This is a genomic window from Burkholderia contaminans (assembly GCF_029633825.1).
Taxonomy (GTDB): Bacteria; Pseudomonadota; Gammaproteobacteria; order Burkholderiales; family Burkholderiaceae; genus Burkholderia; species Burkholderia contaminans.
Window position 1 is genome coordinate 33,998 of record NZ_CP090646.1, and the last position, 16,193, is coordinate 50,190.

Below are 16,193 nucleotides of genomic sequence, written 5' to 3' on the forward strand. Positions count from 1 at the left end.
TCATGTAAAACGATATGTCTATCGTCGCGAAATGAAAAGTAACTATCACCCGCAATATGCGATAGACGAAAAGATATACTTATCCGCCGATTGAGTCGATGACCGTAATGCTTTTTTTGTCGAGAGACGCTCTGAAGTCGAGCTGTGGGGCGGCAGACGCGAGCGCTCGAAGCGCATCTATGAACGTGCCGCGGATCTCACCACGACCTTGGAACGGATTCTTCGCATTCCACGTCGGTTCGTTCCATCCGGCGATCTTGGCCCATGCGGAAAGTGTCTGCTGCGCGGTGTAGTCCGGGCGGAAGGACCAAGTCAACACGGGATCGGGGGCCGGCGTCGAGGGCGCAGCCGATTCCGAAGCGGTCTTGGACGTTTCTTTCGTTCCGGTCTTCGCGGCGTCTCTAGTCGTCGATGCGGCTACAACTGCCGGAACCCCTGTCGAATCATTGGCAGGTCGGGACTCCCCTTCCCATGTCAGGCCATTGCCTTGACTTTGAATGAGGTGAAAAACCGCATTGAGGCGATCGTTTGTCCGCGTGTCGTTTGTATAGCGGCGGTAGACAAAGCGGTTGGTGTCGTCGTTCAGATTTGCCGGTTCGTCGCTGGCTACTTGCGATTCCGGGTCGGTCGCTGCGCTATGTGCGGCCTCTTGCGCTTGCGCGATCGATGCCGAACCAAGCAGGACGGCCCCGGTCGTGATGATCGAGGTGGCGATAACGCTCCGAAGCGAACGCGCGGTGCGATAGTTGGTCATGAGTTCCCCGCAGCGCCGTTGCTGGACGGCGCGTGTTCGTTACAAAGCCGCGCCCATTCTCGGAGCGCGGTTCTCTCTGATTGTTACCTGCATATAGGTGTGTCAGGCGACACCGACCGGCAGTCCGATCGTTTCGATTGTAGCGCATCCATGATACAAATGCTGCATGTATGCGGCATTGTGATGGGTCTAGCCGCCTACGACGGCCAGTCCGCGGTACGCGTCGGCAACTTTCGGGGGGACAATCTGCCCCGTCTTCTCATATCGGCCGATTTGCGCGCGACTTAAGCCCCAGCGATCAGCAAGTTGCTGCTGGGTGAATCCGGCCTTTTTCCGCAGCGCTGCCGCGTCTTCGCCGTACAGGGGCCTGGTGTCGCTCATGGATTTGCTAAGGTTCTCAACTTTGGCCGGGCACGGCCGATAATCCTGATTCTTGCGTCGTGCGATTGTACCGGCTATATCAGCCACCAGTTCTAGGCATCGGAATTTTGCGAGGATGTGCAGAGGATAGGGTTATCTAAGAATAGATAGACAATACGAAGTACCGTGAGTATGCTCACGGTGATCTGAACGTTGGAGGGTGCATATGAAGGTGCTGGATATTCGGGTAACCGGGGCTTTGATGTTGTTCGTCGGCTTCGTTCTGTGCGGGCTGGGTGCTTTGGGCGCGCTGGGTTCTCTCGGCAGCTTTTTCTTCTCTTCGGTCGTTTCGGGGCTGGATTCAGCTCTGAGCGTGCTGATCTCCGCTGTGCTTCTCGTTGCTGGTGGTTGGATGATGAAGCGCGCGCGGCTTCAGTAAGGGATCAGAGTGTTCTCGTAACGCCCCAGCCGTTCGTCGTGCTGGGGCTTTTTTTTGTAACCCTGCGCGCCTGGTGGTCTGCGCGATTCGGCGGCCGCCGGAGTCCTGCGCCGGGCTACGGGGGTCGTGGCCGCTCACGCGGCCCCGAGGTCTACCGACCCGGCCCCCTACCGTCGCACCCGCCCGTCCACTGGACGGTCGGGCAAGGGACGGCACCGGCGGGGCGAGCGCCTGGTGGTGATCGACGTTCCGGATTGGCTTTGCAGGAAAGGGGGTCTGCCGGGCGTGTCGCGTAATTCGCAACGTCTATCTATGTCCGCCCGCCATTGGGACAATCAATCGCCAAACGATAGACGTAACGAGATACGAAGAGTAAAATGGTTTCCATGGCGGTTGGGAATCGAAAGACACGAATAGGAGAGGTGAAATGAAGGTTCATTGCTCGCTCAAGCAGGCGGCGGAAGACAAGGAAGATCCGTCTGTCTCCAAGCGCACGGAGTTTTACGTTGATCCGGAGACTCTGGTGCTCGAAGAGGGCTACAACCTTCGAAGGGAGACCAAGGCACTTCGCGAATCGATTCAGCAACTGAAGATCGCGTACATCAACGGGGCCACGTTCCCGGCCATCGACGTGGAGATGGTCAACGGTAAGAGAGTCGTTCGCGATGGTCATCGCAGAACTCGCGCTGTTCTGGAAGCCATCGCTGAGGGGTATCCGGCGCGGCGATTGGAGGCGCGAGAATGGAGGGGCAATAGTGTGGAAAGCCTCCTTCATATGCTGGGTACGGCGGATGCCATGGCCCTCTCGACTCTTGAGAAGGGGATCGGCTATCTGCGACTTGTGAAATTCGGCTGGACAAAGGCTGAGATCGCAAGCAAGCGGAACGTATCGCTGCCGCACGTCGATCAAGCCCTGATGCTCGCGAATGCGGAACCGGATGTGCAGCAGATCGTCGCGGAAGAGCTGGTAACTGTGAATGTGGCAATTGAGACGTTGCGTGAGCATGGCAAGAATGCCGGGGCCGTGCTTCGTGAGGTCATCGAGACCGCCCCGATCGAGTTAACAGAAAGTGGCGAGGAACGCCGGAAGAAGGTAACGAAGCGCGAAGTGAAAGCAGCCCGCGCGCCTGCGAAGCGACGTACCCTGCCCCGAGCGCTGGCGGACCGATACGTGTCGAATGTGAACGCCCTGTTCTCTTCGATGCCCGATGACGTGCGGGCTCAGGTGGCGGCCGCTGGTGACGAGGCGACAATTCCGGTATCGGCGCGCTTCCTGAAAGAGCTGATGGCGGCTCAGCTCGAAGCGCAGCAGATCTGCCAGCCGGTTAGCGAACCGGAAAGCGATAACGATCCGCGACAAACTAGCCTGCTGGTCGACGGAGATGGTTAAACCAGTTTCCCCGTCCTTTCTCTCGTTTGCCCCTGCCTAGCAGGGGCTTTTTTTTATCCGCGTTGCGCGGACTATCGAGATGGAAAATCGATAGAAAAAAATCGGTCTGCGAAAGGATAGACGAAGTGAGTTACATGGCATACGATAGACGCAACGTTATACATACAAGGAGAGGGCGTGTGTCAAAACTCAAAGATCTTGTCATCAGGCATAGCGCAGAGATTCGTCAATTGCAGCGGACGACGATCGAAACCATATCCGGAGCGTTGGAGATCGCAACGAGCCTACCGCAGCTCAAGACGACGATTCAGGAAGCGCTAGATACGCTCGCGCACCGTCAAAGGGCTGCTGAAGAGCGATACAGTATCAAGCTGCAAGAGATCGACAGGAGTGCGCGCAAGCGGCCGGAGAACTGACGTGCGTTCTCTATCGAGGTCAAAAAAATGGGGAAGCGCCCGGCCCGCAAGAGGCAGGGGCGCGGTGCGGTTGTCCACGGGACGCTGGCGGCGGCCGGTGGACAACCGCATCCCCATTTCCTTCCTAGAGCGAAGTGATGTGAAGCGGGATCTGGTGTGAGGGGAGCTAACGCTGACGTCGTTCGGCTGACGATCGAGGCAGATCACTTACCGGGGTTGCCACCCGCCTTCGAATTGCCAAAGTCCCCAGCTCGCCACCGCTCGTTCTGAGCGAGGCAGCGTAATAGATTCATCGCAACCAGTCCGTCGCCATACTCACGGCGAATGATAGTAACCAGATGCTCGATCTCGGCCATTACACGCCGCGCACGCACGACCTCGAGGATTACGCGCCTCACGTCCGGGTCGCGCTCGCGCCGGTATAACTCAACCAGTTCGCCGTGCATAGGCGGTTCGAATTCGGGCAGCGGCTTCACACCACTAGGCTTTACTTTGAACGCTTCCCGCCATTCTGGCGGTCCTACGCGCTCACGACGCGTATGGTTTAGGCACCGTCCCCATGCCTCTGTAAGCGTTTGAGATCGCAAACCCTCGCTCCTAGTTAACCAGAACGGGTACAGCTTTACCTGCCCGTTATCGAGATCCGTGTACTCCCACTGATATTCCCAAACAGTCCCCATTTTCGGCACCAACACTGTATGGATATCCAGTGTATCCCATCGACGCGCTACACACATGCGCGCCGCGGTTGTGTGCAAGCGGCGGCGGCCGCCGGAGTCCTGCGCCGGGCTACGGGGGGTCGTGGCCGCTTACGCGGCTCCGAGGTCTACCGACCCGGCCCCCCTACCGTCACACCCGCCCGTCCACTGGACGGTCGGGCAAGGGACAGCTCCGGCGGGGCAAGCGCCTGGTGGTGATCGACGTTCCGGATTGGCTTTGCAGGAAAGGGGGTCTGCCGGGCGCGTCTCGTAATTCGCAATGTCTATCTATGCCTGCCCGCCATTGGGACAATCAATCTCCAAACGATAGACGAAACGAGATACGAATAGTAAAATGGTTTCCGTGGTGGTGATGACCACGGAATACGACGATGCCCCGGCCACTACCTTAACTACTACAGGAGAAACAATGGATACGTTGCATGTTGCGCGTCGTGTTACGCGCAAGTTTGTCGGCACGTTCCGCCACCTGGACGCATGGGACGAGCTGGGCACGATCCGGCACACGCCATTCCGCAAGGTGTACAACCCGGCACGCGATGAAGATTTGTCGGACGGCCCCAGCTACGTCGCCTTCGCCCGCCTGCCCGCCGGCGCGGACGTCAAAGAGTGGTGCCTCGCCATCGAGGACAGCATGTCGTCGCACGGCTGCTCGCACGAGTACGACTGCTGCGGCTGCGCCTCGCACTACGCGCGGGTGTATCCGTACCGCGGCCGCGTGGTGCGGATCAGCGTCGGCGTGTCCTACAACTACTGACCAACGCAACGCCAAGGGGAACGACGATGGCACGAATCAAGGCTGACGAGGTTTGCGTGGGCGACAAGATCGTCCGCCCCGGCGATGCGATTTACGAAGTCGTGGCGCTCGAATGGTTCACGGTCACGGTGCATCTGCATTGCGTCGAGCGCCGCGTGGCCAAGCTCGACCGACACGAGACGTTCTCGTACAACCGCGACGAAAAGGTCGAGGTTGCCTAACAACCGCTCCCGCTACAGGAGAACGACATGTCAATCACTATCGAATTCGAAGATCTCGGGCAAGACTTTCTTGTGTGGACGCTCAATGAGAACGGCGTCGTGATCGAGTGCAAGCCGTTTCAGGCGTGGCTGTGGAAAGGTCGACAGGTAGTCGACTACGCAAGCCTGAAGCGCGGTGACGTTGTGCACTTCCTCGACAACGACAACCACATGCGACCGCTGAAATACCGCATTGCGCGCATCACGCACTGATCAACCGCTCTCGCTACAGAAGAAAGACATGGACGACTTCGGCAACTCGATCAACAACTACGCATTCCTGATGCACGACATGATCTGGAAGCGAATCTACTTCTTCACCAGCGCTATCAGCGGCGGTTCGCACGTCGACGCGGCCGACAACGTGATCTAACCAACCGCTACCGCTACAGGGGAAAGACCATGCCAGAAGAACAACTCGCGAGCGCAGTGGAACTGCTGATGGCGCTCAAACGCGACCTGATGCACGCGCGCCGGTTCGGGCCGGACACACTCGCTAACTACCGGCGCGCTTGTTCGTCGGCAGAAGGTGACGTTGAAGCGTGGCTCATCGAACATGGCCACCTCAAATCGACCGAGTAGCAAGGGACAGATCCGGCGGGGCAAGCGCCTGGTGGTGATCGACGTTCCGGAATGGCTTTGCAGGAAAGGGGGGCTGCCGGGCGCGTCGCGTAATTCGCGCCGTCGATCGAAAATCGCCCGCCATTGGGACAATCAATCACGAAGCGATAGACAAAACGAAGTACGGCACGTAAAATGGTTTCCATGGTGATTGTGACAATTTTTGGAGAAAGTACCGTGCCGCAAGCGACGACAGACCTGGTTAAGAGTGTGAGTGTTGAGAACATGCTCCGGCAGCGTGACGCCGTAATGGAGCGTATCGCAGAAGCGAAGCGGCTGATTGGCGAAGCTGACGAAATTGCTTCGAAGGCCGGATTTGGCGCAGTGAGTGGCTATATCTCGGACAGATATTCGCACGGTGGTGCGCGCTTTGGTCATGCTGATTTCGTGGAGCAGATGCGCAAGCATGTTGATGCTTCCGGTTGGAAGCATCTGATGAACGAGTCAGGAATTCGAACCCTGATGGATGCCGAGGCGCGGAAGCAATGGGACAGCAGCGTCTATGAATTGAAGACGCCGGAGCTGACACTTGCAAACGTCACTTCGACCTTTACAGTGCTGCGCGATGGCCGGGAAGAACTGTTCGAACGAGGCGTGATCGCTTGCTTTCGCGGACTGTCGTGGGACTATAAGACCAATCAACCGTTCAAGTTTGGTAAGCGTATTGTGATGCGATGCCTCTACCAGGCTCAGGTTGGCCCCTATACGCAGAGTGTCAACCACCACGCGGCCGACAAGCTAGACGATCTTGTGCGCGTGTTCAGCGTGCTTGATGGGAAGCCGGAACCCGACCACCGGAACGGCATGTATATGCACCTGAGCAATGCTACGTGCAAACGTCCCGTTGAGCGCTTCATCGATCTCGAATATTTTGAGATTCGCTGGTTCAAGAATGGTAACGGACACTTGACATTCAAGCGGCCCGAGCTTGTCGAAAAGATCAATCGAATTATCGCGAAGTGCTACCCGCACGCACTCGCATCCGAGGTTAGATAACCCGGCACCGCTGAACGGCCACGCCAGCGCGGCATTGATCTGACGGAGCCCCCCCACACACTAACGCCCCAGCAGCTTGCCGCGCTGGGGCGTTTTGCTATCCAGCTCGCGCGTTGCGCTCGATGGGGACGGCGCGCCGCTGCGCGTCGCGATCGCGGGCCGGCCGCCGGCGACGCGGGCGGGGGCTCTCGATCCAGCTCGCGCGCCCTGGCGGCCGCGCTCGATGCCGACGACGGGCGGCGCATTCGCGCCGCGGTGGTCTGCGAGCGGCGGCGGCCGCCGGAGTCCTGCGCCGGGCTACGGGGGTCGTGGCCGCTTGCGCGGCCCCGAGGTCTACCGACCCGGCCCCCTACCGTCTCACCCGCCCGTCCACTGGACGGTCGGGCAAGGGACGACACCGGCGGGGCAAGCGCCTGGTGGTGATCGACGTTCCGGATTGGCTTTGCAGGAAAGGGGGGCTGCCGGGTGTGTCGCGTAATTCGCAACGTCTATCTATTTCCGCCCGCCATTGGGACAATCAATCGCCAAACGATAGACAAAACGAAGTACGTAGCGTAAAATGATTTCCATGGTGAGGCGTTGACAAGGAGATGAGAAATGCAAGCCAAGATTGAAGTTGCAGCCGTTCTGGACAGCCTGCGCATCCAGGCGTCTACCCGCGTCTTTGCGGAGAGCGATGATCGGCAGTATTTCGTGAACAGCAGCTACATCGAAGATCGTGACGTGATTCTTCGCATCCTGATCGAGCGCGCCATCATTCGCCGTGCCGTGAGCGACATTCTGGCCGACAGTGAAGGCTATACCGTTCGCGTGTGGGACGGCGAAGCATATGCCATCAAGTCGTCTCGCGATCTTATCGAGATCATGGGTGCGATCATGGCGACGGACGAGGAAACCATCATCATCCACCGTCCCCACACGGAAGAGAATCGGAGCAAGCCGGTGCGTGTCGGATCGTTGTCTCTGGTCTACGGTAACTCCGGCTGGGACGTCATTTCCGACAACGCGGACAACGACGAGACGAACCGCCTGATCGCGGGAGCCGAGAAGCTCGCCAGCGCCTTCGCCGCAGTGCTTTGATCGAAACGGCCTGCCTGATGCGGGCCGACCTGATGAGGAAGGGATTATGTATCTGTTTCTGATCGTCGCTAGGCTTAGCGGTAGCGATGCAGAGTTCGGCACGTTCTTGGAACCGGCCGAAGATGAGCAAATCGCACAAGATCTTGTGCTGTCCAGATTCACGGACGAGATGGAAGAGATCGAGAAGCGAGAGAAGTCGCTCGAAATCGAGGTCTCGGTACTGATCGGGGAGTATGTCGCAGAAGACACGCTACGAATCCCGACCGGTGTTGACTGGATGCTCGATCGGCAAGTGTGGCTGCGGTCTGTTGTACAGCCGCGCAGGCTCGGCTACTAATCAACGTACCCGAAGGGGAACGACCATGAACGCAGCCAAGCAAGCAGTGATCGCAGACGCGGAGCGCGCCGGCTACACGATCGAACGTCATGAAACGTGCGTTGACATCGTGAAGCGCACGAAGCATGCGAAGCCGCGCGTTGCAGTGGCGCTGCGCATCTATGAGGACGGCACGGCGTTCGATGCAACGATGGACCTGTCGGCCGCGAAGGCCATCCGTAACGCGGCCGACATGCGGGCGTTCCTTGGCATTTAACAACCGCTCCCGCTAGAGGAGAAAGACCGTGAAAGTCGAAAAGGTAGTGCTGCCGGACGGACGTGAGCGTGTGCGAGTTACAGGTGATGACGGCCGCAAGTCCTATTGGTGGCACATCCGCCAGCGGCCGCGCGAAATCACGTCGGCAAAGCAACGCGTGCTGATCGACGCAGCAATCGCGCGCTCCGCCTGACCAACCGCTCCCACTACAGGAGAAAGCCATGAACAAGCCGCAAATGACGCTTCGCTGGAACGACGGCGAAGAACAAGCGATCAGCCGGGCGAAAGCCGCCCGCGAGATTCGCAAGAACCGCAACGCACACCCTGCGCTTGGCGTGCGCGTTTTCCGGAAATTTCGCGAGACGTACATCGTCAGCGAATTCCTCGGTGTCGGCTGCTGCATCCATCGCGCATGAACAACTGGCCGCGCGTCCCGACTGACAACCGTAGTCACTATAGGAGATGGGCGAAATGAAGATGCGTAAGCGCCGCATCAAACGAGGGCTGATTCTCGGGCCGTGGAAAGGGCAGCCAAACGCCCGACCGCTTCTGCTGTTATGGTGGCCGCATCACCACCGTAAAGCCTGAAAAACCGCCCCCGCTACGACGGACATTGAAGTCACGCCCCAGCAGCTTGCCGCGCTGGGGCGTTTTGCTATCCAGCTCGCGCGTTGCGCTCGATAGGGACGGCGCGCCGCTGCGCGTCGCGATCGCGGGCCGGCCGCCGGCGACGCGGGCGGGGGCTCTCGATCCAGCTCGCGCGCCCCGGCGGCCGCGCTCGATGCCGACGACGGGCGGCGCATTCGCGCCGCGGTGGTCTGCGAGCGGCGGCGGCCGCCGGAGTCCTGCGCCGGGCTACGGGGGTCGTGGCCGCTTGCGCGGCCCCGAGGTCTACCGACCCGGCCCCCTACCGTCGCACCCGCCCGTCCACTGGACGGTCGGGCAAGGGACGACACCGGCGGGGCAAGCGCCTGGTGGTGATCGACGTTCCGGATTGGCTTTGCAGGAAAGGGGGTCTGCCGGGCGCGTCGCGCAATTCGCATCGCCTATCTATATCTGCCGACCATTGGGACAATCAATCGTCAAACGATAGACAAAACGAGATACGGATAGTAAAATGGTTTCCATGGTGATAGACATGGGGAACGACGATGAACAAACCGACTTTCGCAAAGCTGCTTGACGCATGCGACTGCGCGACACGCGGTCTGATGTTCAACGTCTGCTGCGCGCTCAGCGAGGCCGCTGACAACGCGATCCACAGCGAAGTGCTGGTCAGCAATGAGTTCGTTCGCGTTGGTGACAACTGTTCGCCCCTGTTCGACGGAGCCGCGCTCGACAGCCTAGCAACTGTCATGTCCTGCAACGTGCTAGGTTGGTCCGACGCAGAACACGCCGACGTCGCTGCATGGCTCGCGGCCCGTGGCTTCACTTTTTAACAACCGTACCTACCAAGCTGGAGATCGCAATGTTCGAAACTACAGCGGCCCTGATCCGATGGATCGACACCCATTACCTGCCCGAGCCGACGATCGACAACGGCGACGGCACCCTGACCGTAGCTTGCGCAGTGGTCGCGGCCGACAGAAGCGTGTTGATCGAGCGCTCGAAGATCCCGGCGACGCGTAAGGCCGCTCGCGACTGGCTCGGCTATTGATCCGGTCGTACTGACCGACGACGAAGGGGAGTGACGATGGAAAAGCTGAGCGCAATCGCGAAGTGTCAGGAAATGAAGCCGGTTCTGTCCAGCATCCAACAATCTGGATTCGCGGCGCAGATGATGCAGAACGGAACTATTGAAGTGCAAGACCCGGTTCTCTGCCTTGGCGTCGGCGGCAAGAACCATACGGAATACCGCACGATCAAGCTGCACGGTGCCAAGGCCGCGCGGCATTTCATTATCGAACGCAGCTAACTAAGGGGAAGAGTCCATGACTACCGATACGATCGATCTGACGCCCACATGGGGTGAAGTCGGAAATATGTATGTCCGACTGGCAGAGTCGGGGGAAGTGGCCGCGATTCGGAGGATGCGATCGGAGGCTGCAAAGGCGTTTGCCGCAGCTCAGGCGTTCACGGCGATTCAAGCGACGCTCTCGGAAGAGCAGCGCGCGATCGCAAGTGGCGTACTGACCACTGAACTTTCGAAGATGGGCTACTGAAAAATGACGTTGCTTAACCAAACCATGAGCGCTCGCGCGGTTCAGCTTCTGGTCGATGCCGAGGCGCAACGCTACGGGGAGCTGATTCGCGATCAAACGTGGTCACTGGAACACGCGCATTACGTTCTGACTCACATCGATCAGGAAAAGCTCGACCTCTTCTCTGTTGCAGGGCTCGCGATGGCGATCGCTTGGTATCAGTGCAGCGACAGCTAACCGCCCCGCCCTGCCCAACCGACGCCCCAGCAGCTTGCCGCGCTGGGGCGTTTTGCTATCCAGCTCGCGCGTTGCGCTCGATGGGGACGGCGCGCCGCTGCGCGTCGCGATCGCGGGCCGGCCGCCGGCGACGCGGGCGGCGGCTCTCGATCCAGCTCGCGCGCCCTGGCGGCCGCGCTCGATGCCGACGACGGGGCGGCGCATGCGCGCCGCGGTGGTCTGCGAGTGCCTGCGGCCGCCGGAGTCCTGCGCCGGGCTACGGGGGTCGTGGCCGCTTACGCGGCCCCGAGGTCTACCGACCCGGCCCCCTACCGTCGCACCCGCCCGTCCACTGGACGGTCGGGCAAGGGACAGCACCGGCGGGGCGAGCGCCTGGTGGTGATCGACGTTCCGGATTGGCTTTGCAGGAAAGGGGGTCTGCCGGGCGCGTCTCGTAATTCGCAGCGTCTATCTATTCCCGCCCGCCATTGGGACAATCAATCGCCAAACGATAGACAAAACGAAGTACGTATCGTAAAATGGTTTCCATGGTGATCGAGACGATCACCGCAGCAGAAACGGCAAATTTTCGGAGATTCCACCATGCGCCTCGCTTCCCGCTTCGCCCCCAACGCTCACCAACTCCGCGCGAACTCCCCGCTTTCGGATGACCAAATCGCGCGCGTTGCTCCGTCGATCTTCGCGACGGAGAAGCACGAAAGCCGCTCCGACCGTTACACCTACATCCCGACGATCGAGGTGCTGAACGGCCTGCGTGGCGCTGGCTTCCAGCCGTTCATGGTGGCGCAAACCCGCGTTCGTGATGCTGGCAAGCGCGAACATACCAAGCACATGATCCGCCTGCGTCATGCAGATCAGATCATCGGCGCGGAAGCCGACGAAATCATCCTGCTTAACTCGCACGACGGGACGAGCAGCTATCAGATGATCGCGGGTCAATTCCGTTTCGTCTGCGCGAACGGGATGGTTTGCGGCGAGACGGCGAGCGAGATCCGCGTTCCGCACAAGGGCAAGATCGTGGATGACGTCATTCAAGGCGCGTTCGACGTGCTGGACGGGTTCCAGTACATCCGCGAGGTCAAGGGCGAAATGAAGTCGCTCACGTTGAGCCGTGGCGAACAGGAAGCGTTCGCTACCGCTGCGCTCCAGCTCAAATACGAGCCGAGCGACGTGAAGCCGGCACCGGTCACGGAAACGCAAATTCTCGAAGCGCGCCGCTTCGAAGATCGCAAGGATGACCTGTGGACGACGTTCAATCGCCTGCAGGAGAATCTGATTCAGCGCGGCGGCCTGCCCGGACGCACGGCATCCGGCCGGACGACCCGGACGCGCCCGGTCGAGGGCATCGACCAAAACGTCAAACTGAATCGCGCGTTGTGGACGCTGACCGAGGCGATGGCGGCACTGAAGAAGTAAAGAGTAAGCGGGCCGGGAGACCGGCCCGCAGACCGAACGGAGGGAGAGAATGAGCGAAACGAACGCACCGAACCCGGACGGAGCCGCCGGAGGCTGGTCGGAAGTCAATGAGTTTTCGTTGACGCGGAACGGGCACTACCTGACGCGCTACATGGTTCATGGCGTTGCGGGTTATCTGTTGTGGGATAAGGCTGGAAAGCCGCATGGGCCGTTCGACACCGTGAAGGCGGGAATGGATCACTACGATTGCATCGCTCCCACCGACGAAGGCGAAGGTAACGACGGAACGGAGGTGCAGGATGAGCAGTGATGAGCTGACGCCGGACGACGTGGACGGATTTCGTGCGCAACTCCGTGCGGGCGATATGGTCGGCGCGTTCGGGGCAGTCAAGAAGCTGCCGATCGAAAGCGCCGCCAACATGATGTTGCGCGCAGGGTTCAGCGTCGCGTACGACAGGCGAAGCCCGCGCGCATTTTGGGAGCGCACCCAAACCGATATAGTCCGCGCATGTAGACAGAACACGGACGGTTACGGGCTTCGGCCGAAAGACTCCTTCTAAGCCACTCCCCGCTTTTCATCACGCCCCAGCAGCTTGCCGCGCTGGGGCGTTTTGCTATCCAGCTCGCGCGTTGCGCTCGATGGGGACGGCGCGCCGCTGCGCGTCGCGATCGCGGGCCGGCCGCCGGCGACGCGGGCGGGGGCTCTCGATCCAGCTCGCGCGCCCCGGCGGCCGCGCTCGATGCCGACGACGGGCGGCGCATTCGCGCCGCGGTGGTCTGCGAGCGGCGGCGGCCGCCGGAGTCCTGCGCCGGGCTACGGGGGTCGTGGCCGCTTGCGCGGCCCCGAGGTCTACCGACCCGGCCCCCTACCGTCGCACCCGCCCGTCCACTGGACGGTCGGGCAAGGGACGGCACCGGCGGGGCGAGCGCCTGGTGGTGATCGACGTTCCGGATTGGCTTTGCAGGAAAGGGGGTCTGCCGGGTGTGTCGCGTAATTCGCAACGTCTATCTATGCCCGCCCGCCATTGGGACAATCAATCGCCAAACGATAGACAAAACGAAGTACGTAGCGTAAAATGGTTTTCATGGTGACCGACAAGGAGAAACGTGATGTGCAGCCGGAGTCTTGCTCTTAACGCTCGCGCTAGTTGGGCGCTTTATACGTGTGCGCTGCTTGCTGGCGATGCACGCGCCGAAGAACTGAAGCTCGATGCGCAAATTTTCGCGCAGGAAAGCGGCATCGACTCCTTTATCGAAAAATCTGGTCTTCCGCTGTTTCTTCGAGACGTGCCCGCCCTTGCTGCTGAATGGGATCATGGGTGGAAGTTGTGGAGCGACATTCGAGAGTACGCATAGTTCAGGAGGTGCGGCCATGAAACGATTGGCGATTGCAGAGATCGAGACCGCGATCAACGTATGGCGTAATCGGTGCCCGGTAGCAGATGACGAGTCTTTCGCACTCTGCCGGGAAGCCCGCTTGCTCGCGGATGTATACGGGCTGATGATCGTGAGCGGCATGGCGGAAGTTGCGATTGCCACCCTGTCGGCGGATCAAGTTTCCGCGCTGAACGGTGCGGGAATCACGGTGTGATGATTGCGAGGCTTATAGCATGCAGATCGGATTCGATTTTGGGGATACTGGAGCGGTCAAGGAGGTTCGCCCGTCGCCGGTATGGAAACCGGCGCGGCCGTCACTGCGGGAATGGGGGCGACTGCTTGACGATGCGAAGCGCGCAGTGCAGTTGCTTCCCTACGTTGAACGCGCAATCTTCTCGGCTTGCATCGAGGCGGCCAGGACGCACCGGGGGGACGAGATCGAGCGCTCGATGACGCGCGCAAAGACGGACGCGGAGCGCGAAGCGCTTATGAATGGCGATGTGTGGTCGCCGCACTCCTGTACGACGGTTGAGGCGACCGACGAGGCACGCGCGAACCTCATGCGCCACTGCGTTACAAGGGCCGAAAGCGGGCAGGACGTCCCCGGCATCGAGTACAAGACGCGACACGACGAAAACGTAAAGGGCGGCGCAATCCACGCGGTAGGCGTCGGCACGGTCATTGTGCGGGAGTGGTGTTCCGTCGGGGTCGGCTCAATCACTTTCGAGCCGAGCCGATCGACGTTCTTTCTCGCGAGCTTTCGTGATGATATGCCCGCACACTACGCACCTGCATCGCTCTGGAGGCCCGCATACTGCGCCGACAAGATCGCGTTTTCGAACGACACGGCCCCGAGCGTCCCGACGTTTCTTTTCAACGGGCGAGAGTACGTCAACACGGGGAGCGTGAGCATTAGCGGTAGGGAGTCCTGTACCGCATGGAGTATCGCCCCGCTCGATGGCTGGAGCGAGCAGACGTACAACTATCGCAGCAAGTGCGCGGCATATGACCGCTACGAGAAGGAGCGCGGCGACTCGCGCGGCATGGTTGTGAAGGTGCGCGGCCAGCTCTGCGTGCTGGACAAACCGATTTGCTTCTTCGATGACAACGTGACGCACAACTATTCGTTCATTGACGAAAAGGAGGACGGCGAAGCTGAACAAGATGATGCGGTGAACTACGACGATCGCATCGAGGAAGACGCAGACTTACTTGCCGCATAGGAGGAACGATACGAGAAAGGCCGGTGATGAACCGGCCTTTTTTATTTCGGATAACGATGCATTTATCCTATTCTCGGCGCTTTCCAGTTAACACTTTCAATCGAATAAAGGATAGACGAAACGAGATACCGCGAGTATAATTTATTCCATGGTGATCGAGTGATGTAGCAGGGTTCAACGGAGATAGATCATGGTGTCGGCCAGCACGAACGTAGTCAGCATTGCGCAGTTCAAGAGCGCTAAACAGACCGCTGTTGCGCAGCAGGAGATGACCTTGTCGACGGCGTTCGAACCCGAGGACTCGGAAGACATTCAGTTTCGCGTGGGTAGCGATCGGAAGCCCGCGCACCTTTCCCACTCATGGGAGAACCGGACGCCGCGCGCCCCGTTGACGTCGAGTACCCCGTTGGGCGACGCCGCGCTTGACGGCATCTACCGATTGCTTCGGGGTCAACGCGCAGCTCCGGCACGCCGTCCCGCGCTCGATGTTCCGACGTGGCAATTGCAGGGCAGTTGAGAATAGCCGCCCGCACACCGTTGTTGAATGGCGCGCGGTGCGCCCCGAACTGGCCGGTAGCCATAGAAGGATGACGATGAATACTCAGCCGACGCCCGAGGAAGTGGCGAGCTACTTTGACCAAGATTACGGCGAACGGACGCTGATTGAAGCGATGGGTCGTATCGGCCAGACATACGCTCACAGCGGTCACTACGGGCCGGACGGAAGCTATCAGATCCTCGCCATTCGAACCGATCACATCGGCCCGGTTCGTCGGTTCGTCGCTGTAACGTTGATGAAACTGATCGGATGGCTGGCGCGCCCGGAGTCTTACGAGGCCGCGAGCGGCAAGGACGGGATCACCGAGACGTCGCCCGACCGATAACCCCCCCCACTGGAGATAGGCATGACGAGCGAAAAGGAACTCTACGAGCTGATCGAGCGCGCCCAAAGCGTCGGCGCGATCGTGACCGTAACCCACGACGGGAACAAGGACGCCCGCGACCCCCGCGGATTCATCCAGTCGATTCAAGTGTCGAATCTGGATGGTATCGGGCCGCATCCCATGTCACCGCTGCATGCTGCTGAACGCCTGCGCGAAGCGCTGCGCGAGCCGTTTGGCTGGCTGATCGCCGGGACGAGCCACCCGGACATGGAGGCCGATCGCTCCGTGAAACACTCGTAGGGAAACGCGACGCGCGAAGAAGTCTTTATGTATCAAATGGATAGGGCCGATTTTCGGCCCTTTTTCATTTGTGTTTCACGGCGCGGTAATTCACTCACACGTTTTTTTCTGTGCCGGAACGACTCGCTGTATCGAATGATACGAATACCGTTTCATTTGAGACGAAATCGTGTTTCGGGCCGGAGTCGCGGCGGGCGCGTGGGCGGTACTAACGGGGAAATGGGGATGCG

The 16,193-nt window shown here is 60.0% G+C and carries 31 protein-coding genes; 28 read left to right on the forward strand and 3 right to left on the reverse strand.

Annotated elements, in window-relative coordinates; all coding sequences use genetic code 11:
• Nucleotides 1-79: 79 nt before the first annotated feature.
• Both LXE91_RS43325 and LXE91_RS43330 read right to left on the reverse strand, forming a co-directional pair.
• On the reverse strand, nt 80-754 hold the full coding sequence (locus LXE91_RS43325; protein ID WP_141715651.1) for a hypothetical protein: 675 nt from the start codon (nt 752-754) through the stop codon (nt 80-82).
• 189 nt (nt 755-943) lie between these two features.
• Complete coding sequence (locus LXE91_RS43330; RefSeq protein ID WP_039341418.1) at nt 944-1,135, reverse strand: helix-turn-helix domain-containing protein; 192 nt, start codon at nt 1,133-1,135, stop codon at nt 944-946.
• A gap of 205 nt (nt 1,136-1,340) precedes the next feature.
• Here LXE91_RS43330 and LXE91_RS43335 point away from each other — a divergent pair, with 205 nt between their 5' ends.
• The 3 genes from LXE91_RS43335 (at nt 1,341) to LXE91_RS43345 (ending at nt 3,359) form a co-directional block, all read left to right on the forward strand.
• Entirely contained in the window at nt 1,341-1,553 is a 213-nt protein-coding gene (locus LXE91_RS43335) for a hypothetical protein (RefSeq protein ID WP_039341415.1), read from the forward strand.
• A gap of 427 nt (nt 1,554-1,980) precedes the next feature.
• The gene (locus LXE91_RS43340; RefSeq protein WP_039341411.1) at nt 1,981-2,943 is read left to right on the forward strand and encodes a hypothetical protein; all 963 of its coding nucleotides are present in this window, start codon (nt 1,981-1,983) and stop codon (nt 2,941-2,943) included.
• Between the two features lie 179 nt (nt 2,944-3,122).
• Nucleotides 3,123-3,359 (forward strand): hypothetical protein, encoded by a 237-nt coding sequence (locus LXE91_RS43345; protein WP_039341407.1) that lies wholly within the window; start codon nt 3,123-3,125, stop codon nt 3,357-3,359.
• Nucleotides 3,360-3,562: 203 nt separating this feature from the next.
• Here LXE91_RS43345 and LXE91_RS43350 read toward each other — a convergent pair whose 3' ends face one another.
• Entirely contained in the window at nt 3,563-3,835 is a 273-nt protein-coding gene (locus LXE91_RS43350) for a hypothetical protein (RefSeq protein WP_223274498.1), read from the reverse strand.
• A 652-nt stretch (nt 3,836-4,487) separates the two neighbouring features.
• Here LXE91_RS43350 and LXE91_RS43355 point away from each other — a divergent pair.
• The 25 genes from LXE91_RS43355 to LXE91_RS43475 all read left to right on the forward strand — a co-directional run bounded on the left by LXE91_RS43355 (nt 4,488) and on the right by LXE91_RS43475 (nt 15,963).
• Nucleotides 4,488-4,835, forward strand: a complete 348-nt coding sequence (locus tag LXE91_RS43355; protein ID WP_039341404.1) for a hypothetical protein — start codon at nt 4,488-4,490, stop codon at nt 4,833-4,835.
• A gap of 26 nt (nt 4,836-4,861) precedes the next feature.
• Complete coding sequence (locus tag LXE91_RS43360) at nt 4,862-5,056, forward strand: hypothetical protein (RefSeq protein WP_157644984.1); 195 nt, start codon at nt 4,862-4,864, stop codon at nt 5,054-5,056.
• Nucleotides 5,057-5,083: 27 nt separating this feature from the next.
• Nucleotides 5,084-5,308 (forward strand): hypothetical protein, encoded by a 225-nt coding sequence (locus tag LXE91_RS43365; RefSeq protein ID WP_070162874.1) that lies wholly within the window; start codon nt 5,084-5,086, stop codon nt 5,306-5,308.
• Between the two features lie 28 nt (nt 5,309-5,336).
• Nucleotides 5,337-5,468 carry a hypothetical protein gene (locus tag LXE91_RS43370; RefSeq protein WP_256103123.1) on the forward strand — a complete coding sequence of 44 codons (132 nt, stop codon included), beginning with the start codon at nt 5,337-5,339 and terminating at the stop codon, nt 5,466-5,468.
• A gap of 29 nt (nt 5,469-5,497) precedes the next feature.
• Nucleotides 5,498-5,677 carry a hypothetical protein gene (locus LXE91_RS43375; RefSeq protein WP_046196928.1) on the forward strand — a complete coding sequence of 60 codons (180 nt, stop codon included), beginning with the start codon at nt 5,498-5,500 and terminating at the stop codon, nt 5,675-5,677.
• Between the two features lie 174 nt (nt 5,678-5,851).
• The gene (locus LXE91_RS43380; RefSeq protein WP_306453739.1) at nt 5,852-6,712 is read left to right on the forward strand and encodes a DUF4942 domain-containing protein; all 861 of its coding nucleotides are present in this window, start codon (nt 5,852-5,854) and stop codon (nt 6,710-6,712) included.
• Between the two features lie 597 nt (nt 6,713-7,309).
• Nucleotides 7,310-7,792, forward strand: coding sequence for a hypothetical protein (locus LXE91_RS43385; RefSeq protein ID WP_083268431.1), 483 nt, complete (start codon nt 7,310-7,312; stop codon nt 7,790-7,792).
• A gap of 46 nt (nt 7,793-7,838) precedes the next feature.
• Nucleotides 7,839-8,129, forward strand: coding sequence for a hypothetical protein (locus LXE91_RS43390; RefSeq protein ID WP_039340493.1), 291 nt, complete (start codon nt 7,839-7,841; stop codon nt 8,127-8,129).
• A gap of 25 nt (nt 8,130-8,154) precedes the next feature.
• The gene (locus LXE91_RS43395) at nt 8,155-8,385 is read left to right on the forward strand and encodes a hypothetical protein (protein ID WP_039340495.1); all 231 of its coding nucleotides are present in this window, start codon (nt 8,155-8,157) and stop codon (nt 8,383-8,385) included.
• A gap of 28 nt (nt 8,386-8,413) precedes the next feature.
• Nucleotides 8,414-8,578: a hypothetical protein gene (locus LXE91_RS43400; protein WP_175048468.1), complete on the forward strand. Its 165-nt coding sequence runs from the start codon at nt 8,414-8,416 to the stop codon at nt 8,576-8,578.
• 28 nt (nt 8,579-8,606) lie between these two features.
• Entirely contained in the window at nt 8,607-8,801 is a 195-nt protein-coding gene (locus LXE91_RS43405) for a hypothetical protein (protein WP_039340496.1), read from the forward strand.
• A gap of 735 nt (nt 8,802-9,536) precedes the next feature.
• Complete coding sequence (locus LXE91_RS43410) at nt 9,537-9,824, forward strand: hypothetical protein (RefSeq protein ID WP_046196906.1); 288 nt, start codon at nt 9,537-9,539, stop codon at nt 9,822-9,824.
• Nucleotides 9,825-9,853: 29 nt separating this feature from the next.
• Nucleotides 9,854-10,042 carry a hypothetical protein gene (locus LXE91_RS43415; RefSeq protein WP_039340170.1) on the forward strand — a complete coding sequence of 63 codons (189 nt, stop codon included), beginning with the start codon at nt 9,854-9,856 and terminating at the stop codon, nt 10,040-10,042.
• A gap of 36 nt (nt 10,043-10,078) precedes the next feature.
• Complete coding sequence (locus tag LXE91_RS43420) at nt 10,079-10,300, forward strand: hypothetical protein (protein ID WP_070162875.1); 222 nt, start codon at nt 10,079-10,081, stop codon at nt 10,298-10,300.
• 16 nt (nt 10,301-10,316) lie between these two features.
• Nucleotides 10,317-10,547 (forward strand): hypothetical protein, encoded by a 231-nt coding sequence (locus LXE91_RS43425; RefSeq protein WP_039340171.1) that lies wholly within the window; start codon nt 10,317-10,319, stop codon nt 10,545-10,547.
• A gap of 3 nt (nt 10,548-10,550) precedes the next feature.
• The gene (locus tag LXE91_RS43430; RefSeq protein WP_039340165.1) at nt 10,551-10,763 is read left to right on the forward strand and encodes a hypothetical protein; all 213 of its coding nucleotides are present in this window, start codon (nt 10,551-10,553) and stop codon (nt 10,761-10,763) included.
• Nucleotides 10,764-11,345: 582 nt separating this feature from the next.
• A complete protein-coding gene (locus LXE91_RS43435; protein WP_039340166.1) occupies nt 11,346-12,179 on the forward strand; it encodes a DUF932 domain-containing protein in 834 nt (277 codons plus the stop codon).
• 49 nt (nt 12,180-12,228) lie between these two features.
• On the forward strand, nt 12,229-12,489 hold the full coding sequence (locus LXE91_RS43440) for a hypothetical protein (protein WP_039340167.1): 261 nt from the start codon (nt 12,229-12,231) through the stop codon (nt 12,487-12,489).
• A complete protein-coding gene (locus LXE91_RS43445; protein WP_039340168.1) occupies nt 12,479-12,739 on the forward strand; it encodes a hypothetical protein in 261 nt (86 codons plus the stop codon). Before LXE91_RS43440 ends, LXE91_RS43445 begins: the two co-directional genes overlap by 11 nt.
• Nucleotides 12,740-13,289: 550 nt before the next feature.
• Nucleotides 13,290-13,535: a hypothetical protein gene (locus LXE91_RS43450; protein WP_070162876.1), complete on the forward strand. Its 246-nt coding sequence runs from the start codon at nt 13,290-13,292 to the stop codon at nt 13,533-13,535.
• 16 nt (nt 13,536-13,551) lie between these two features.
• Nucleotides 13,552-13,770 carry a DUF3717 domain-containing protein gene (locus LXE91_RS43455; RefSeq protein WP_039341551.1) on the forward strand — a complete coding sequence of 73 codons (219 nt, stop codon included), beginning with the start codon at nt 13,552-13,554 and terminating at the stop codon, nt 13,768-13,770.
• 19 nt (nt 13,771-13,789) lie between these two features.
• Nucleotides 13,790-14,779: a hypothetical protein gene (locus tag LXE91_RS43460; RefSeq protein WP_069586070.1), complete on the forward strand. Its 990-nt coding sequence runs from the start codon at nt 13,790-13,792 to the stop codon at nt 14,777-14,779.
• A 190-nt stretch (nt 14,780-14,969) separates the two neighbouring features.
• Entirely contained in the window at nt 14,970-15,296 is a 327-nt protein-coding gene (locus tag LXE91_RS43465; RefSeq protein WP_039341550.1) for a hypothetical protein, read from the forward strand.
• Nucleotides 15,297-15,372: 76 nt separating this feature from the next.
• Nucleotides 15,373-15,663: a hypothetical protein gene (locus LXE91_RS43470; protein ID WP_070162877.1), complete on the forward strand. Its 291-nt coding sequence runs from the start codon at nt 15,373-15,375 to the stop codon at nt 15,661-15,663.
• A 21-nt stretch (nt 15,664-15,684) separates the two neighbouring features.
• The gene (locus LXE91_RS43475) at nt 15,685-15,963 is read left to right on the forward strand and encodes a hypothetical protein (protein ID WP_039341545.1); all 279 of its coding nucleotides are present in this window, start codon (nt 15,685-15,687) and stop codon (nt 15,961-15,963) included.
• The last annotated feature ends 230 nt before the right edge of the window (nt 15,964-16,193 follow it).

Bases quoted from the DNA above. Each gene is read 5' to 3' on its own strand.
- LXE91_RS43325 (WP_141715651.1), bottom strand. From the start codon at position 754: ATGACCAACTATCGCACCGCGCGTTCGCTTCGGAGCGTTATCGCCACC.
- LXE91_RS43330 (WP_039341418.1), bottom strand. From the start codon at position 1,135: ATGAGCGACACCAGGCCCCTGTACGGCGAAGACGCGGCAGCGCTGCGG.
- LXE91_RS43335 (WP_039341415.1), top strand. From the start codon at position 1,341: ATGAAGGTGCTGGATATTCGGGTAACCGGGGCTTTGATGTTGTTCGTC.
- LXE91_RS43340 (WP_039341411.1), top strand. From the start codon at position 1,981: ATGAAGGTTCATTGCTCGCTCAAGCAGGCGGCGGAAGACAAGGAAGAT.
- LXE91_RS43355 (WP_039341404.1), top strand. From the start codon at position 4,488: ATGGATACGTTGCATGTTGCGCGTCGTGTTACGCGCAAGTTTGTCGGC.
- LXE91_RS43360 (WP_157644984.1), top strand. From the start codon at position 4,862: ATGGCACGAATCAAGGCTGACGAGGTTTGCGTGGGCGACAAGATCGTC.
- LXE91_RS43365 (WP_070162874.1), top strand. From the start codon at position 5,084: ATGTCAATCACTATCGAATTCGAAGATCTCGGGCAAGACTTTCTTGTG.
- LXE91_RS43370 (WP_256103123.1), top strand. From the start codon at position 5,337: ATGGACGACTTCGGCAACTCGATCAACAACTACGCATTCCTGATGCAC.
- LXE91_RS43375 (WP_046196928.1), top strand. From the start codon at position 5,498: ATGCCAGAAGAACAACTCGCGAGCGCAGTGGAACTGCTGATGGCGCTC.
- LXE91_RS43380 (WP_306453739.1), top strand. From the start codon at position 5,852: ATGGTTTCCATGGTGATTGTGACAATTTTTGGAGAAAGTACCGTGCCG.
- LXE91_RS43385 (WP_083268431.1), top strand. From the start codon at position 7,310: ATGCAAGCCAAGATTGAAGTTGCAGCCGTTCTGGACAGCCTGCGCATC.
- LXE91_RS43390 (WP_039340493.1), top strand. From the start codon at position 7,839: ATGTATCTGTTTCTGATCGTCGCTAGGCTTAGCGGTAGCGATGCAGAG.
- LXE91_RS43395 (WP_039340495.1), top strand. From the start codon at position 8,155: ATGAACGCAGCCAAGCAAGCAGTGATCGCAGACGCGGAGCGCGCCGGC.
- LXE91_RS43405 (WP_039340496.1), top strand. From the start codon at position 8,607: ATGAACAAGCCGCAAATGACGCTTCGCTGGAACGACGGCGAAGAACAA.
- LXE91_RS43410 (WP_046196906.1), top strand. From the start codon at position 9,537: ATGAACAAACCGACTTTCGCAAAGCTGCTTGACGCATGCGACTGCGCG.
- LXE91_RS43415 (WP_039340170.1), top strand. From the start codon at position 9,854: ATGTTCGAAACTACAGCGGCCCTGATCCGATGGATCGACACCCATTAC.
- LXE91_RS43420 (WP_070162875.1), top strand. From the start codon at position 10,079: ATGGAAAAGCTGAGCGCAATCGCGAAGTGTCAGGAAATGAAGCCGGTT.
- LXE91_RS43425 (WP_039340171.1), top strand. From the start codon at position 10,317: ATGACTACCGATACGATCGATCTGACGCCCACATGGGGTGAAGTCGGA.
- LXE91_RS43430 (WP_039340165.1), top strand. From the start codon at position 10,551: ATGACGTTGCTTAACCAAACCATGAGCGCTCGCGCGGTTCAGCTTCTG.
- LXE91_RS43435 (WP_039340166.1), top strand. From the start codon at position 11,346: ATGCGCCTCGCTTCCCGCTTCGCCCCCAACGCTCACCAACTCCGCGCG.
- LXE91_RS43440 (WP_039340167.1), top strand. From the start codon at position 12,229: ATGAGCGAAACGAACGCACCGAACCCGGACGGAGCCGCCGGAGGCTGG.
- LXE91_RS43445 (WP_039340168.1), top strand. From the start codon at position 12,479: ATGAGCAGTGATGAGCTGACGCCGGACGACGTGGACGGATTTCGTGCG.
- LXE91_RS43450 (WP_070162876.1), top strand. From the start codon at position 13,290: ATGTGCAGCCGGAGTCTTGCTCTTAACGCTCGCGCTAGTTGGGCGCTT.
- LXE91_RS43455 (WP_039341551.1), top strand. From the start codon at position 13,552: ATGAAACGATTGGCGATTGCAGAGATCGAGACCGCGATCAACGTATGG.
- LXE91_RS43460 (WP_069586070.1), top strand. From the start codon at position 13,790: ATGCAGATCGGATTCGATTTTGGGGATACTGGAGCGGTCAAGGAGGTT.
- LXE91_RS43465 (WP_039341550.1), top strand. From the start codon at position 14,970: ATGGTGTCGGCCAGCACGAACGTAGTCAGCATTGCGCAGTTCAAGAGC.
- LXE91_RS43470 (WP_070162877.1), top strand. From the start codon at position 15,373: ATGAATACTCAGCCGACGCCCGAGGAAGTGGCGAGCTACTTTGACCAA.
- LXE91_RS43475 (WP_039341545.1), top strand. From the start codon at position 15,685: ATGACGAGCGAAAAGGAACTCTACGAGCTGATCGAGCGCGCCCAAAGC.